Below are 13,563 nucleotides of genomic sequence, written 5' to 3' on the forward strand. Positions count from 1 at the left end.
TTTATGGATATACATATCCCTCTTAAAATCTGCTGAGATACTTTTTGGCATGCTCCTGCAGCTTTTCATATTGCAAATCTTCATTGAAGTCTTCCTGTTCAAGAATCTCTGTAAGGATTCCATCGGCATTAAAATCAATATCGATCTGGGCGGAGTACACAAACGTGGCATTGCCAATCAAATCAATGGTGAAGGTTTCACCTTCTTTATGGACTGCACACTGTACCATTCCTCCATTGTTGTACACATCTATTGGCTGTTCATACTCATTTTCATTCATCAGGCATGTAACAAGAGTTGAGGCTGACATAGCTGTGCCACAGGCGTTTGTGTAGCCTACTCCCCTTTCAAAAGTCCTGACAAAAATGCTTCCCTTTTCCAGCAGTCTGATGAAGCTGACATTAACACCATCAGGAAATAAATCGTTTGGCTGGTTTAATTTTTCACTTAGCTCAGTCTGCAGATCAGAATCCAACTGGTCTTTGCTGACAACGGCTGTTAGGTGCGGATTAGGTACAGCCAACGCGGTAAATGTTAATTCTTCTGACAATGCGGGGATCCTCTCCTGGATGAGGGTATCCTGATCCAAATTTAATGGCAAATCGTTCAAGTCAAAGGTGACCGGAGAAATTTCCACTTGATAGGTAGGAATTCCACTGAAGACTTCTTCATGCTTCCTGACCTTCAGATTAGCCTTCATCGTTTCAATGACCGCTTCATCCACTCCCAGCTTCTCGCATACATACCGGCCTGCACAGCGAAGTCCATTTCCGCACATGGATGCTTCAGTGCCGTCCGAATTAAAGATGCGATATTGCGCATCTGCGACCTTGCTGGGACGGATGAACAGGATTCCATCTGCCCCCAATGAGTTTTCCCGGTCACATAGCGCCAACGCCAAATCACGCCTTTTAAAATCATCAAATTTATAGTTGCGGTCACTTTCATCTATCAGTAAGAAATCATTATTCGATCCATGGCACTTAATTAAATCAATTAACATGTTTACGCCCCCAAAATCCTTCGTTATATTACAAGATGCCATAAATATCCGAATTGTTCAATAGACATGCTATCTTGCAGCACTTTATCAATCCTGCTCCTGCCCTTTTAGGCAGTCCTAAGCAAAAAAAAAAAAATGACCAGCATAGCAGCTGATCATTCTTGTTATTATGACGCCATTTTTCTGCATTCTTCTGAAGCTAGTATAAAAAGTGGACACAGGCATTGGCGTCATGTTTAAATCATAATCAACAATATAAGGGACGTGTAAACATGGCGGAAAAATATAAGAAATATCCTATAGAATTTAAAGAGTATGTTTGTAAAATGATTGTTTTTGATGGTCGAAAAATAGTCGATGTGAGTAACGAGCTTCAGATTTCGTATGACACTCTACAGAAATGGGTAGCTGCCTATCGAAAAAGACAACAGGATGCAGAGAAAGACCGCCAGAATCGCTTATTAACTGCTTCAGAATACAAAGAATTGTATGAAGCAGAAAGATTAAGAAAGTTGGAGCTGGAGGAGGAAAATACAATCTTAAAAAAGGCCATGCACATCTTCACGCAAGAAAAGAAGTAAAGTTTGCTTTCATCCATTCAGAAAGGGATGAACACTCCATCGTGAGGATGTGCAAAGCACTGGGCGTTACTACCTCAGGTTATTATGCATGGCTAAAGCGTCAGGAACAGGGCGAAACGGAAAAGCAGAAACAAGATACTCATCTGGATAAACTAATCATTTCCCACTTTTATGAGAACCTTTCTACATTCGGGAGTCCTAGGATCCACAAAAAGCTTGTGACAGAGAATAATATAAAGGTCTCACAAAAGAAGGTAGCCAATCGTATGAGAGCGCTTGGTCTCTATGCGACGCCACCGAAAAAATATGTTCATACTACCGATTCAAACCATGATAAGAGAACATATCCAAATGTACTAGACCGTAACTTCAACCCCAAGGCGCCTAATAAAGTATGGGTAACGGATATTACCTATATCCATACAGGAGAAGGTTTTATTTACTTGAACCCTGTTATTGACTTATTTTCACGCCGGGTTATAAGCTACGCCATAGACGATAATATGGAGCATACTCTGCCACTCCGTGCCTTAAATGAAGCTATTGCATTACGAAACCCCGAAGAGGGTTGGATCCACCATTCAGATCGTGGATCACAATATTGTTCGAACAATTATATCGAAGCCCTAAAGACAGCTAAAGCCACAATCAGTATGAGCAGGAAAGCGACTCCTTATGACAATGCCTGTGTAGAGTCCTTTTTTGCTTCATTGAAAAAAGAATACCTTTATAAATTTGTATTTCCCACAAAGGCAGCCGCGGTAGCAGCTGTCGAGTTTTATGTGCAATTTTATAACAGGAAAAGAATTCATTCCACACTTGAATACGCCACTCCAATTGAATGTGAATTGGCGTTCGAAAAGGCGCAAAGAGAAGACGCCAATAAAAAAGAGTTGCCCTCAGCCTAAAGGAATAATCGGTTTTTGATTTTTCCTTTTGGCTGAGGCATCCAAACGAAGTGTAAACGGAGTGCGGAATAAAAAATACGCCAATCCCTGGCATAAAATAATCTATTTTATTGACAGAAGTCCACTTCTTCGCATTTAAAGCATGCTTCCGCACATTTTTGGCAATGTTCATGATCATGCTTTTTACATTCATTGCCGCAGGCTTCGCAAATATCCGCACATAAACCGCAGATCTGGTTGACGAAGTGGCTGTTGGTCTGCATCGCTGTCACTGCCATGCCGCAGATTTCTGCACATTCTCTGTCCATCCTGATGCACTCGGCCATCATTTTTACATTCTCTTCCTTCAGGCAGGAATCAAAACATACATTACAAGCTTCGATACATTCAATACAAGCCTGAATACAATCCTGATATTGCTGGTTTACCATATTCCAACCTCCTTTTGTTTCCTATCTATCTGTAACCTGATAGAAGGTTGGATAAACGAAAAAAAAGAAGTGGAATAATTTTCAAACTAGTGATCGTAATACATATAGCGAATAGCAAGGGCAGCAAATACTGTCAGCCGCTCTTCCTGGCTCAAACTATAATCGAAGGCAAGTACTGGTGTATTTGCCTCTTTAAAATATTGGGTCCACTCAAGGGGCATCCAGCCTTTTTGAAGCCTTGCCGCGACCTCCCCTTCTTCCCGTACCAACTTAATATCATTATACAGACCGGAGGATTCTTTTACTCTCAACTTTTTTCCGTTCTTAACAAACGCTATGCCAGCAGCTCCCGGTTGCTTTTTTCCCGGATAAAATAAGCCGGTGATTTCCCCTTTTTGATCCCGTAATTTCATCCTTTTTCCCTCTTCGACCAGGCTTCCTTGCATCCTTCCATGGGAGTCATAAATTCCGATCCGTTTCCTTATTTTTTTATCAGCAAAATCAGGGATAAACCACCTGTATTTCCTAACTTTGATTTCTCTCATTTCTCCAGCAAGCATGCCATCAGGAGTAAAAAAAAACATCTTTAAAGCGGGTGCCGGGGCAAACGCCAAAAGAAGGCTATTATGCTCGAAAAGTTGCTTATCGTCATAGAAGGGAACAGGTATTGGTGTCACGTCCGTCTTATTTTTATACAATACAAAACCGATATAATGGATAAGGCTTACAGCCAGAAATGGAATCGAAACAAGAAATAGAGGCAAATCCCAGGAAAAAACCAGACTGATCGTTAAAGTTACCAAAAGGATCCCTGCTGATATGATAGAACCGTTTAAATTAATATAAGCTTTTTGTTGGTAAAACTCCCGGATACTCATATCTATTATCTCCTTGAAGAAAATCTACTTCGTCATTCTATGTCTATTAATCAAGGAGGACAATCATGCTAGGTTTTTCTGATGAGTCAATTTGTTATGCAAGAGCCGTGCTGTTCAAAGCTAGAAAATGGACGTGATATCTCGGGTGAATAAAAAAACAGACAGGAATCCCTGTCTGCCCAAATCTCTTATTTCAATTTCAAAGCATTTACTGCATTAATTAAACCATGTCCTGCATTTTCATCGTATCCTGGCTTGAAGATATCTTCAGCAGAATTTTGGATGATTGCTTTTACTTGTGCAGGAGTAAGCTGGTCCTTGCCGTGCTTTGCGATTACTACACCTGCAAGAGCCGCAGTTTTCGGTGCAGCCATTGAAGTTCCGCCCTTACCGCCGTATGCGTGGCCAACGACATTTTTATCAGCATCAAGTACTGGCACTGTACTCCATGCAAGATAGCTATTATCTCTTCCTGCCCCTGTTGAAGGATCATAGTTTGGTCCAAGGTCTCCCCCTGGAGCCATCACATCGATTTTACCAACTCCATAGTTAGAGTAGAAGGCAAGATTCTTCAAAGCACCGCCGGCAGAAACCCTGATCATTGTCTGGCTGCTAGGACTTCTGTGGGTCGCCCCCTTGTCATCACCTGACAATTTCCCCGGACTGCTTAGATCGACAGCATTGTTCCCCGCTGAACCGACAACCGTCACTCCGTTTTTGATCGCGTACTGAATCGCACGATTGAACAATTGCACATCCGCTACAATGTCTTTTGTTGCATATGCAGGATCCTGGAACCAGTCATATCCTCCCAGGGACATGTTAACTACGTCAACATTATCGTCCGCGGCTGTCATCAGCGCCTCGGCAATATGGGAGGTTGCTGCTCCGCCTGTTGGCCCGAACACCCGATAAGATGCCACTTTAAGATCTGGACCCACGCCAAGTGCTCTTCCTTTAGCGGCAATTGTACCAGCAACGTGGGTACCATGGCTATTCTGGTCGATTGGATCATCATAGCCAGGAACGAATGACTTTCCTCCGGCATAATTGTCTTTCAGATCCGGGTGATTGTAATCAATCCCGGTGTCGATTACACCAACAACAATATCTTCCCCGTCTGCAGATAAGCCAGTTCCGCCTGGAAGCTTCCAGGACTCGCCATCATTCGTCACCTGCTTGATATCCCACATATATTTGTTATAAATGTCTGCTCCTTCAGCAAAATCTTCCGCCGTTAATGTTTCACCATCAATCGTTTGTTCTGGATAAACGGTATTCTCAACTCCCGCCTCCAGTACAAGGGATGATTTTTTCACATCGTTCAGGAAGTTAGCATTTTTCGAAGTGACCTCAACCGCTCCAAGCTTGTCCAGCTTATCTTCCACTTTTCCGCCAGCTTTTTTGATTGCATCTGCATAGCCTGCAGGAAGTCCCTGTTCATCTTTAAAAACGACAAGGTATGTATTTTCTGTATTCCCTTCTGCTTCTCCTTTTCCAACACCTGCATTAAAAATGGTTGCTGCCCCTAAGAGCACTGCCAATGTTCCTGCATAAAGCTTTTTTCTTGTCGACATATTACCCCTCCTTTTTATCTTAATTTTCATTATATTCAATCACTTAACTTTAGCAATCTAATGATTTCGACAAGGAAAGGAGGACTTCACGGGGTATTTTAGGTCTTTATCTCTATATTTTTCCAATTATTATATAAAAAAATCATAGAAATGTGTTGAAAGAATTATTTATTTCAAAGGTCTGAATGATATTTTTCGACAACGCGAAATGAAAAACAGTTCTTCTGTACTAGAATTAAATCAACTAAAAAAAGACCTGGCCAGTGACCAAGTCCTAATTCGCTAGTTCCTTTTTCTTAAAAATGTAGATTGCCAGGCTTAAGAATAAAATGATCATTGTAATGGTTAAGCCTGCAGCCGGCCAAACATGTTCTGACCAAGAATCAGCAATCAATCTCTCGGACGCATAAGAAAAGAGCTGCGTAGGGCTCCATTCTATCAGATGCTGGAAAGATCCTCCGATCATCGTAGTAACAAATACCGTTACAAGGACTGTCACCGCAGCAGCCCCAGGATGGATAAACGCAGCACTGCATAAAATTAAGAAAGACAGTACAAGAACGAGCCAAAGGGAGTATAAACCAACTACCTCCATCAGGCTGCTGAAAGGCAGAAACTCGAATAGAACACCAGTATAATACCAGCTTGCCAACATCCCTAGGAAGAAAGATAGAATGATTAAGATAAGGGCTGCTGTCCATTTGGAAGTGATATAGGCGACATACGAAACAGGTTTGACAAGGATCAACTGGGCAACGCCGCTTTTTCGCTCGCTGGAAACCGTTCCCATAAATGAGAGTACAATAAATAATACTCCGAGCATTTGATACTCTCCAAGGCTCATGATGAATACCTCTTCAGGAGACGGCACTGGCATTTCAAAAACCGCTCCCTCGGGAAGGCCGCCTGACGAACTGATGATTTCAGGTAAATAATAGGTGGTCACCGGATCCAGTACCCCAAGCAGAATAAATGCAAGCGGCATCCAGATCCATTTGTAGTTTCTGGCCATTTCCAGGAATTCTTTGTTTAAAAGCGTGAACCACTGCTTCATTTTTGCACCACCTTCATGAACACATCTTCCAGGCTGATGGATCCTATTTCATATTTAATGAGCGGCCAGTTGTCATTGCCTGCCTGGTTAAGAATCATATTCTTAACGGCTTCCAGATCTTCCGTAAATATACTTGCTTTATATCCATCTGTTTGAATGGAAGTGATTTTCTCCTGGCCGGAAAAGGAATCCAGGAACCCTTTTGCTTCCCGATTAAATACAAGGTCAATTTTGGACTGATGATATTTCTCCCTGAATTCCTCCATTGTCCCCGATTCGATCAGTTCACCATTATGCAGGAACAAAATGCTTTCACAAACCTCTTCCGCATCATTAAGGATATGGGTGGAGAATAATACGGTTGCATCCCTCTTCAGCCGATCCAGCAGCTCAAGCACTTCTCTTCTCCCGAAAGGATCAAGCGCTGATACTGGTTCATCAAGCATGATCAGCTTTGGCCGGTGGATGATTGCCTGGGCGATTCCTAGCCTCTGTTTCATCCCGCCTGAAAACTTGCCGATTCTCCTGTTTTTTGCATCGGTTAAACCCACAAGCTCGAGAAGTTCTGCTGACCTTGCTTTAGCTTCCTTCGCTTCCAATCCTGATAACTTTCCGACATATTCCAGGAATTCCCTGGCGGTCATCCAGTCATGGAAAACAGGATGCTGCGGGAGATAACCAATCAGCCGGCGATGATCATCTCCATGCTTTTCTCCCTCGAATACAATCCTTCCTTTTGTCGGTTCAAGTAATCCGGAAATCATCTTTAATGTAGTTGTTTTCCCTGCTCCGTTAGCTCCGATCAAAGCTACACATTTTCCGGTTTCCAGTTCAAAATTCAGCCCCTTTATCACTAATAAATCCTTGAAGCTTTTTTCAAGATTTTCAACACGGACTAAGGCCATTACTGATTTCTCCTTCCAATCACGAAGTACAAGATTGGCCCGATTATATTAATCAACAATATGATCACTGCCCATAGCCATTTTGGTCCATTTGTTTTTTCTATTCTTATCAAGTCAACCAGCGCAACAATCAATAAAATAACCTGAATGACCAGTATAGGTGCAATTAGTGCCCAGTTCACATCAGCTAAAAATTCCATTCTGAAACCCCCTCATTTGTTTTACATTCATAAGACGGATGAGAAGAAAATTCGTTCAAAAAAAAAAATAATCCGGCAGTATTTCTGCCGGATCCATTAAAATCTTTATACTACAAAATCCTGAAAATGAATGGAATTCGATATTCCTGCCCTTCGTAAGCCTTTATTGCACCTACAATCGTGAATACCATGGCCATTATCCCGATGATCCACAACATAAAGATCCCTATCAGCAGGATGACGAGAATTCCGCTGATAATTCCATATACTGTATAAGAAATGAAAAAGTTCATATATTCCCGTCCATGGTAATCAACATAGCTTGAATCATCTTTCTTCACAAGCCAGATAATCAGCGGTCCCAAAAACGCGGTGAAAAAACTGATCAAATATATTCCAGCAGCTAAGAGCCGTTCATCATTTTTTGGCATAGTCTATTCCTCCTGATACTCTTATAGTTAACTGTACGAAATGGCCGTAAAAAAGTTTCATGATTGCCGAACTTTTTCATTATAATGAATGTTAAAGGTCTTTATTTTTGTTTCTGATAAGGCCAAATGTGACTTTTACACCCTGTTGATTGTAGTGGAAGGCGCGAAGACTCTTCGAAAATGCTAACGCATTTACTTCGTGTGTGGGCAGGTTCAAGGAAGAATTGCTTATGAAAAAGACGGCAGTTGGTCTTTTTCAATTCTTCCAGCGGAAAACGAAGCGCCAGGAACGAAAATCAACAGCCTTGTTTAACAGAGCCTTATTTTTAAAAGATGCAAGAAAATAAAAACAGGATAGGATGGAATATGAACAGGATTTTATTGAAAAATGCCAATGTAATCCCAATCACTTCTGAACAAAGATCAAATTGTGATGTTTTGATAGAAAAAGGGAAAATATCCAGGATCGAAGAAGATATCCCCATCGCATCAGGGGATGCGATTATAGACTGCTCCGGGAACTTCCTGCTTCCAGGCTTCATTGATGTCCATACCCATCTTGGTCTCTACGATGAGGGAACGGGGTGGGCAGGTAATGACGCCAACGAAACAATTGAGCCGATGAGTCCTCATGTACGGGCGATAGATGGTGTTTATCCGCTCGATCCTGCTTTCAGTGATGCCCTCAAATATGGGATTACCACTGTGCATGTTATGCCGGGAAGCGCAAATGTGATTGGCGGTACTACATCTGTCATCAAAACTGCTGGAAAAAACATCAAAAACATGATTATCCAGGAAACGGCTGGCTTAAAAATCGCACTTGGTGAAAACCCCAAGCGCATCCACAGTATGGGCAATAAAGATTCAATCACCCGGATGGGAATCATGGGGATGCTGAGGGAAGCATTTTATGAAGCGATGCATGCCGACAATCCAGATTCCTTGAGAATCAAGCCCATCATTCAAGCTTTGAAAAGGGAGATTCCAGTGAGGGTTCACGCCCATCGAGCTGATGATATCATGTCAGCAATCAGATTTGCCGATGAATTCAACCTTGATTTGCGGATTGAGCACTGTACAGAAGGACACTTGATAGCTGAAGAGCTGGCAGGACTTAATTTAAAAGTTTCTGTCGGACCCACCCTTACCCGCCGGTCAAAGGTCGAACTCAAGAATAAGAGCTGGAAAACTTATCAGGAATTGACCAATCAGGGTGTTGAAGTATCTGTAACGACCGACCACCCATATACACCAATCCAGTACTTGAATCTGTGTGCCTCTATCGCAGTCCGTGAAGGTTTGTCCGAACAAAAAGCACTTGAGGGCATCACGATTTTGCCTGCGCGTAATTTACGGGTTGACCACCTTGTCGGCAGTATTGAAAGCGGGAAAGACGCAGATTTGGTCTTATGGAATCAGCATCCGTTCCACTATAGCGCCAAACCAGTATGGACTATGATAAATGGCAAAATTGTTTATCAAAAATAGTCGAAAAACAGTGTAGATTTTTGGCAAAAATACGCAGAAAAAAAAGATAAAAAACCTATTTGCTTTTTTGCGATTATCCTGTAATATACTTCTTGGAAATAAAATTTAATAAAGCAAAGTGATTAGGGAAGGCAAATGGTGCGCCACCAGTATCCTGGTTCTAGTGGGTTCGATTCCCACCCCGAAATTTTTTAGCAACTTACAAAAAATTTCGAGGGTGGCCGTACAGTACATTCGTACGGGACAGGACTGCCCTGTGTGGAGGGATACAAATGCTCAAGAAACGCGATCTTCATGATTGCCACGAATTATTTGAGCTGATGGCGCATCCGGATGTCTTCCCTTTTGTGCGTCAAAAGGCCAATTCATATGAAGAATTCGTCTTCATTACAAAACAAACGATTGAAGCTGAAGAACAGGGTGAACTGATATCCCGTACCATTCTTGACGAATGGGGTGCTCCAATCGGCACAATCAATCTGTACGACATTCAGGAAGGCGCAGGATTCTTAGGTACTTGGCTGGGCAAGCCATACCATGGAAAGGGCTATAATAACTTGGCAAAGGATGCCTTTTTCCAGGAATTATTTTATGAACTGGGGATTGAAACGATTTTCATGCGCATCAGGAAAGTGAATATCCGCTCCCTCAAAGCGGCAGAAAAACTGCCTTATATTGTGAAAGCAAACGATACTCGAAGAAATATATACGAACAACTTAATGCTGCCGGAGAGGTTTATGATCTTTATGAAATTCCTAAAGATCAATATACCCTTTACCTGAAGAGGACTGTTCCACAGGAAGAGGAAGCCGTACAATTGCTGGAAGCATAACAAAAAACGCCCTTTTAGGGCGTTTTTATTTTGTCCTGGAATTCTATTCTGGATGGCAGTATGCAATGATCTTTAGATTACTGATAAGCGGGAAAAGGATTGCCTTTTTCATCTTGCACTGTTTTAAGGACTCCTTCCGTCAATTAAACGGATCCTGAATATGCGATTCTTCATGTTCATGTAGTGAGGCTTCTGATAAGAACGCCTCCAATTCTGCATCTGTCAGTGTCTCATAACGTCCATCATCAAAAAAGATTTGTGTCTGATTCGGGTTGATCCTATTCATATTGAAACCTATTCCCATCTCGTTCACCTCAATAAATAAACTAAATCGCAATAATAATTAGATAATTTAAACCGACTTGAATTTGTTTGTTATTAGCTTTCCCATCAATCATTTCCTTATTCATAGGGACTGTTAAACATGGCTGTTGATTTTCGTTCCAGGCGCTTCGCTTTCCGCTGGAAGAATATGAAAAAGACCAAATGCCGTCTTTTTCATAAGCAATTCTTCCTTGGGGCTGGCGCTGAGCCTCCTCGTCGCTTTGCTCCTGCGGGGTGCAAATGATTCCTCACGTGAATCATTTCACCTAGGTCTCACCTGACCAGCTGCGCCCGCAGGACATTGATTTGGCTTCCTTGACCTGCCCACGCACGAAGGAAATGCGTTAGCATTTTCGAGGAGTCTACGCGCCTTCCACTACAATCAACAGGGTTTAAAAATCAACTTTCAGCTTTAACAGAGACTATTCATAAAACAGCAAAAGCCCTGGTTTGCCCAGAGCCTTTTCTGTATAAGATTATTCCCGAAAGATTTTCCCCAGGACATCTTTACCGCCTGTTATCGGAATGATGCTCCCGGTAATGAAACTGGATTGTTCGTTTGCCAGGAAACTGATCACTCTGGAAACATCCTCTCCTGTACCAGGTCTTCCTACAGGGACAGTTGGATCGACATTATGAAGGGAATCTTCGATTGCTTTCTCCTTCCATTCACCAACGATGTCTCCAGGACAAACCATATTTGCGGTAATTCCATTCTCCGCTTCTTCTAAAGCAATGGTTTTTGTCAATGATGCCAAACCGGATTTAGCAGCTGCGAACGCAGACCTGTAAATCCATCCGGGAGCAGATTCGACCCTGTCAAAACCAACCGTTATGATTCTCCCCCATTTCCGCTTTCTCATTGAGGGGATAATAAGATTAGATAAATAAAAAACAGCGTTCAAATTTCCATTTATGATATAATTCCACTCATCAATGTTATACTCCCCCATTTTTTTCCTTTCAGAAACATATGGACCTGCATTATGAACGACTATATCGATGGCGGGAAATTCCTTTAATGCTTGGGAAACAATTTGTCCACAAGCCTCATATTCCGTAATATCACCTTGAATGCAAATATTCCTTGTTTTGTACATTTCTGTCAAATAGGCAGCAAGTTCTTCTGCTTCATTTTTGCTGTTCCGATAATTTATGATCGTGTTGACCCCTTCGGCAGCAAGCTGCTGGGCTGTCCGCCTTCCTATTCCGGCCGCACCACCGGTAATCAAAGCAGTTTTATTTTCCACAACCTGTACTCCTCATCTTCATTAGACTACTTATCACTATACTAAAAAGAAGATGGCTGTTTTGCAACTTTTAACTTTTAAGGAGAAATAAATCACACCTTTTAACCGCTGGGCATCTGCCTGCATATATTATACATATCGATGATGGGCTGTTTGAAAGGCGGGATATAATTGTTTCCATGGAATATGTTGCCGTTCGATAAAAATTCACAAAGAAAGTTTCTGGAGATGAAACCTGAAGAAATCGAAAACTATGTTCAGCAAATGATGGGTAAAATGCTCCAGCCAGATATGAAAGGGATGTTTAAGCCTGAAGAGTGGTTAAAAGGAATGCAGCAACAAGACGCTTCACCATCAGACAAACCGACAAATAAATTGAACGCGGAAATTTTCGAAACCCATGACTTTGTATATGTAAGGGTGCCTCTAAAAAATGACACATGGCTGAATCAAATGAAAATGTTTTATACTTCAAATCAGGTAATCATTGAACACATACCTGACTTCTCTGATAAACACACAATTGTGTTGCCAGCGACAGTGAAGCGCAAGGGTGCATCCGCCACCCACCGGGATGGAGTATTAGAGCTTCGGCTGCCCAAGATTGTCGATCTCCAGTTTTCCGAAATCGATATTTCGACTTAACGAATAAAAAGCGTAAGCGCCTCGTTCAGCCCCGACAAGCGCTGGAGGGCTGACCGGTGAAGTCGTTCTTTGACTTCATTGGGCGGACCGAAGCGACTCGAGGGGCTAGGCGCTGGAGCTGGATTAAGAATCCCACATGTAGTAATATTCAAATAAACAAATTTATAATTTACTAAAAAACAAAAAAAGAACAGCCATTTCAGGCTGTTCTCCTTTTGTATATTGAATTACTTGCCGATGAACATTTGAGTCCAGTAATTGCCGTTTGCTACATGACCTACACCGATGTGAGTGTAGCTTGAGTTAAGAATGTTGGCACGGTGGCCTGAACTGTTCATCCATGCTTTCACTACCTCTTCAGGTGTTGGCTGGCCCATAGCGATATTCTCACCAGCTGAGCGATATGTGATGCCAAACTTCTTCATCATATCAAATGGTGAACCATAAGTTGGGCTTGTATGGCTGAAGTAGCCCTTGCTTTGCATATCACGGGATTTTTCCCTGGCAACTTTGCTCAATTCCGTATCAAGTGCAAGTGGTTTTAAACCGTTCTTAGCTCTCTCCTGGTTTGTCAGCTCTACTACTTTTTGTTCATAAGCACTTACAGCTGAGGAAGCTGGTGCTTTAGCGGCTACCTGTGAAGGAGACTTTGCAGGTTCCTTGACTGGCGCAGGAGCCGGTGCTTTCGCAGGCTGCTGAACTTTTGCAGGTTGAGGAGCTTCTGTTTGCTTCTGGTCATTCTTTTGAACTGGTGCTGCTTGCTTTTGAGCTGGCGCTGCTTGTTTCCAAGAGAATTGATAATTCTTGAAATACTTTTGCATAATAGAATCTACATTCAGATCGTTGAGATTCCCGCTTTGGTAATAGTAAACCTTTGTCTGTATAGTTGATGCATCTGCTTTATTCATAACTGGATTAGCAGCGAATAATGCTGCAGCTGCTGCTACTGAAAAGATCAATTTCTTTTTCATTCCCCAATTCCTCCCGAAATAATGAATTTTTTTATCTCTCGCTTACAAACTCATCATATCATGGCTTTTTTGTAATAAATC

General features: G+C 42.0%; 16 protein-coding genes. 5 read left to right on the forward strand and 11 right to left on the reverse strand.

What is annotated here, in order from left to right; genetic code table 11:
* Positions 1–22 precede the first annotated feature (22 nt).
* Entirely contained in the window at positions 23–1,003 is a 981-nt protein-coding gene (gene dapF / locus QNH36_RS14760) for a diaminopimelate epimerase (protein ID WP_283903721.1), read from the reverse strand.
* 272 nt (positions 1,004–1,275) lie between these two features.
* Here dapF and QNH36_RS14765 point away from each other — a divergent pair, with 272 nt between their 5' ends.
* Entirely contained in the window at positions 1,276–1,584 is a 309-nt protein-coding gene (locus tag QNH36_RS14765) for a transposase (protein ID WP_283903722.1), read from the forward strand.
* An 11-nt stretch (positions 1,585–1,595) separates the two neighbouring features.
* Positions 1,596–2,492: an IS3 family transposase gene (locus tag QNH36_RS14770; protein ID WP_283905374.1), complete on the forward strand. Its 897-nt coding sequence runs from the start codon at positions 1,596–1,598 to the stop codon at positions 2,490–2,492.
* Positions 2,493–2,599: 107 nt separating this feature from the next.
* On the opposite strand, the gene QNH36_RS14775 is transcribed toward QNH36_RS14770, so the two are convergent.
* From QNH36_RS14775 to QNH36_RS14805, 7 genes are all read right to left on the reverse strand, one after another.
* A complete protein-coding gene (locus tag QNH36_RS14775; protein ID WP_283903723.1) occupies positions 2,600–2,923 on the reverse strand; it encodes a four-helix bundle copper-binding protein in 324 nt (107 codons plus the stop codon).
* An 86-nt stretch (positions 2,924–3,009) separates the two neighbouring features.
* A complete protein-coding gene (locus tag QNH36_RS14780) occupies positions 3,010–3,801 on the reverse strand; it encodes a hypothetical protein (protein ID WP_251540561.1) in 792 nt (263 codons plus the stop codon).
* A gap of 188 nt (positions 3,802–3,989) precedes the next feature.
* Positions 3,990–5,378 carry a S8 family peptidase gene (locus tag QNH36_RS14785; RefSeq protein ID WP_283903724.1) on the reverse strand — a complete coding sequence of 463 codons (1,389 nt, stop codon included), beginning with the start codon at positions 5,376–5,378 and terminating at the stop codon, positions 3,990–3,992.
* Between the two features lie 274 nt (positions 5,379–5,652).
* Positions 5,653–6,432 (reverse strand): ABC transporter permease, encoded by a 780-nt coding sequence (locus tag QNH36_RS14790; protein ID WP_251540565.1) that lies wholly within the window; start codon positions 6,430–6,432, stop codon positions 5,653–5,655.
* A complete protein-coding gene (locus QNH36_RS14795; protein ID WP_283903725.1) occupies positions 6,429–7,337 on the reverse strand; it encodes an ABC transporter ATP-binding protein in 909 nt (302 codons plus the stop codon). Before QNH36_RS14795 ends, QNH36_RS14790 begins: the two co-directional genes overlap by 4 nt.
* Complete coding sequence (locus QNH36_RS14800) at positions 7,337–7,537, reverse strand: PLD nuclease N-terminal domain-containing protein (protein WP_144479810.1); 201 nt, start codon at positions 7,535–7,537, stop codon at positions 7,337–7,339. Before QNH36_RS14800 ends, QNH36_RS14795 begins: the two co-directional genes overlap by 1 nt.
* 110 nt (positions 7,538–7,647) lie before the next feature.
* A complete protein-coding gene (locus tag QNH36_RS14805; protein ID WP_251540569.1) occupies positions 7,648–7,968 on the reverse strand; it encodes a DUF4870 domain-containing protein in 321 nt (106 codons plus the stop codon).
* 366 nt (positions 7,969–8,334) lie between these two features.
* Between QNH36_RS14805 and QNH36_RS14810 the strand changes: the two genes are divergently transcribed.
* Both QNH36_RS14810 and QNH36_RS14815 read left to right on the forward strand, forming a co-directional pair.
* Positions 8,335–9,459, forward strand: coding sequence for an amidohydrolase (locus QNH36_RS14810; protein WP_144479814.1), 1,125 nt, complete (start codon positions 8,335–8,337; stop codon positions 9,457–9,459).
* Between the two features lie 272 nt (positions 9,460–9,731).
* Positions 9,732–10,292: a GNAT family N-acetyltransferase gene (locus QNH36_RS14815; RefSeq protein ID WP_283903726.1), complete on the forward strand. Its 561-nt coding sequence runs from the start codon at positions 9,732–9,734 to the stop codon at positions 10,290–10,292.
* A gap of 139 nt (positions 10,293–10,431) precedes the next feature.
* Here the strand turns inward: QNH36_RS14815 and QNH36_RS14820 are convergent, their stop codons facing one another.
* A complete protein-coding gene (locus QNH36_RS14820) occupies positions 10,432–10,596 on the reverse strand; it encodes a hypothetical protein (RefSeq protein ID WP_283903727.1) in 165 nt (54 codons plus the stop codon).
* 496 nt (positions 10,597–11,092) lie between these two features.
* Positions 11,093–11,866: an SDR family oxidoreductase gene (locus tag QNH36_RS14825; protein WP_144479818.1), complete on the reverse strand. Its 774-nt coding sequence runs from the start codon at positions 11,864–11,866 to the stop codon at positions 11,093–11,095.
* A 171-nt stretch (positions 11,867–12,037) separates the two neighbouring features.
* Here QNH36_RS14825 and QNH36_RS14830 point away from each other — a divergent pair, with 171 nt between their 5' ends.
* Positions 12,038–12,511: an Hsp20/alpha crystallin family protein gene (locus QNH36_RS14830; protein ID WP_144479820.1), complete on the forward strand. Its 474-nt coding sequence runs from the start codon at positions 12,038–12,040 to the stop codon at positions 12,509–12,511.
* A gap of 227 nt (positions 12,512–12,738) precedes the next feature.
* Here QNH36_RS14830 and QNH36_RS14835 read toward each other — a convergent pair whose 3' ends face one another.
* Entirely contained in the window at positions 12,739–13,482 is a 744-nt protein-coding gene (locus tag QNH36_RS14835; protein ID WP_144479822.1) for a CAP domain-containing protein, read from the reverse strand.
* Positions 13,483–13,563 lie beyond the last annotated feature (81 nt).

The sequence above is a fragment of the Mesobacillus sp. AQ2 genome, assembly GCF_030122805.1.
GTDB lineage: Bacteria > Bacillota > Bacilli > Bacillales > Cytobacillaceae > Mesobacillus > Mesobacillus oceanisediminis_A.

Bases quoted from the DNA above. Each gene is read 5' to 3' on its own strand.
- dapF (WP_283903721.1), bottom strand. From the start codon at position 1,003: ATGTTAATTGATTTAATTAAGTGCCATGGATCGAATAATGATTTCTTA.
- QNH36_RS14765 (WP_283903722.1), top strand. From the start codon at position 1,276: ATGGCGGAAAAATATAAGAAATATCCTATAGAATTTAAAGAGTATGTT.
- QNH36_RS14775 (WP_283903723.1), bottom strand. From the start codon at position 2,923: ATGGTAAACCAGCAATATCAGGATTGTATTCAGGCTTGTATTGAATGT.
- QNH36_RS14780 (WP_251540561.1), bottom strand. From the start codon at position 3,801: ATGAGTATCCGGGAGTTTTACCAACAAAAAGCTTATATTAATTTAAAC.
- QNH36_RS14785 (WP_283903724.1), bottom strand. From the start codon at position 5,378: ATGTCGACAAGAAAAAAGCTTTATGCAGGAACATTGGCAGTGCTCTTA.
- QNH36_RS14790 (WP_251540565.1), bottom strand. From the start codon at position 6,432: ATGAAGCAGTGGTTCACGCTTTTAAACAAAGAATTCCTGGAAATGGCC.
- QNH36_RS14795 (WP_283903725.1), bottom strand. From the start codon at position 7,337: ATGGCCTTAGTCCGTGTTGAAAATCTTGAAAAAAGCTTCAAGGATTTA.
- QNH36_RS14800 (WP_144479810.1), bottom strand. From the start codon at position 7,537: ATGGAATTTTTAGCTGATGTGAACTGGGCACTAATTGCACCTATACTG.
- QNH36_RS14805 (WP_251540569.1), bottom strand. From the start codon at position 7,968: ATGCCAAAAAATGATGAACGGCTCTTAGCTGCTGGAATATATTTGATC.
- QNH36_RS14810 (WP_144479814.1), top strand. From the start codon at position 8,335: ATGAACAGGATTTTATTGAAAAATGCCAATGTAATCCCAATCACTTCT.
- QNH36_RS14815 (WP_283903726.1), top strand. From the start codon at position 9,732: ATGCTCAAGAAACGCGATCTTCATGATTGCCACGAATTATTTGAGCTG.
- QNH36_RS14820 (WP_283903727.1), bottom strand. From the start codon at position 10,596: ATGGGAATAGGTTTCAATATGAATAGGATCAACCCGAATCAGACACAA.
- QNH36_RS14835 (WP_144479822.1), bottom strand. From the start codon at position 13,482: ATGAAAAAGAAATTGATCTTTTCAGTAGCAGCAGCTGCAGCATTATTC.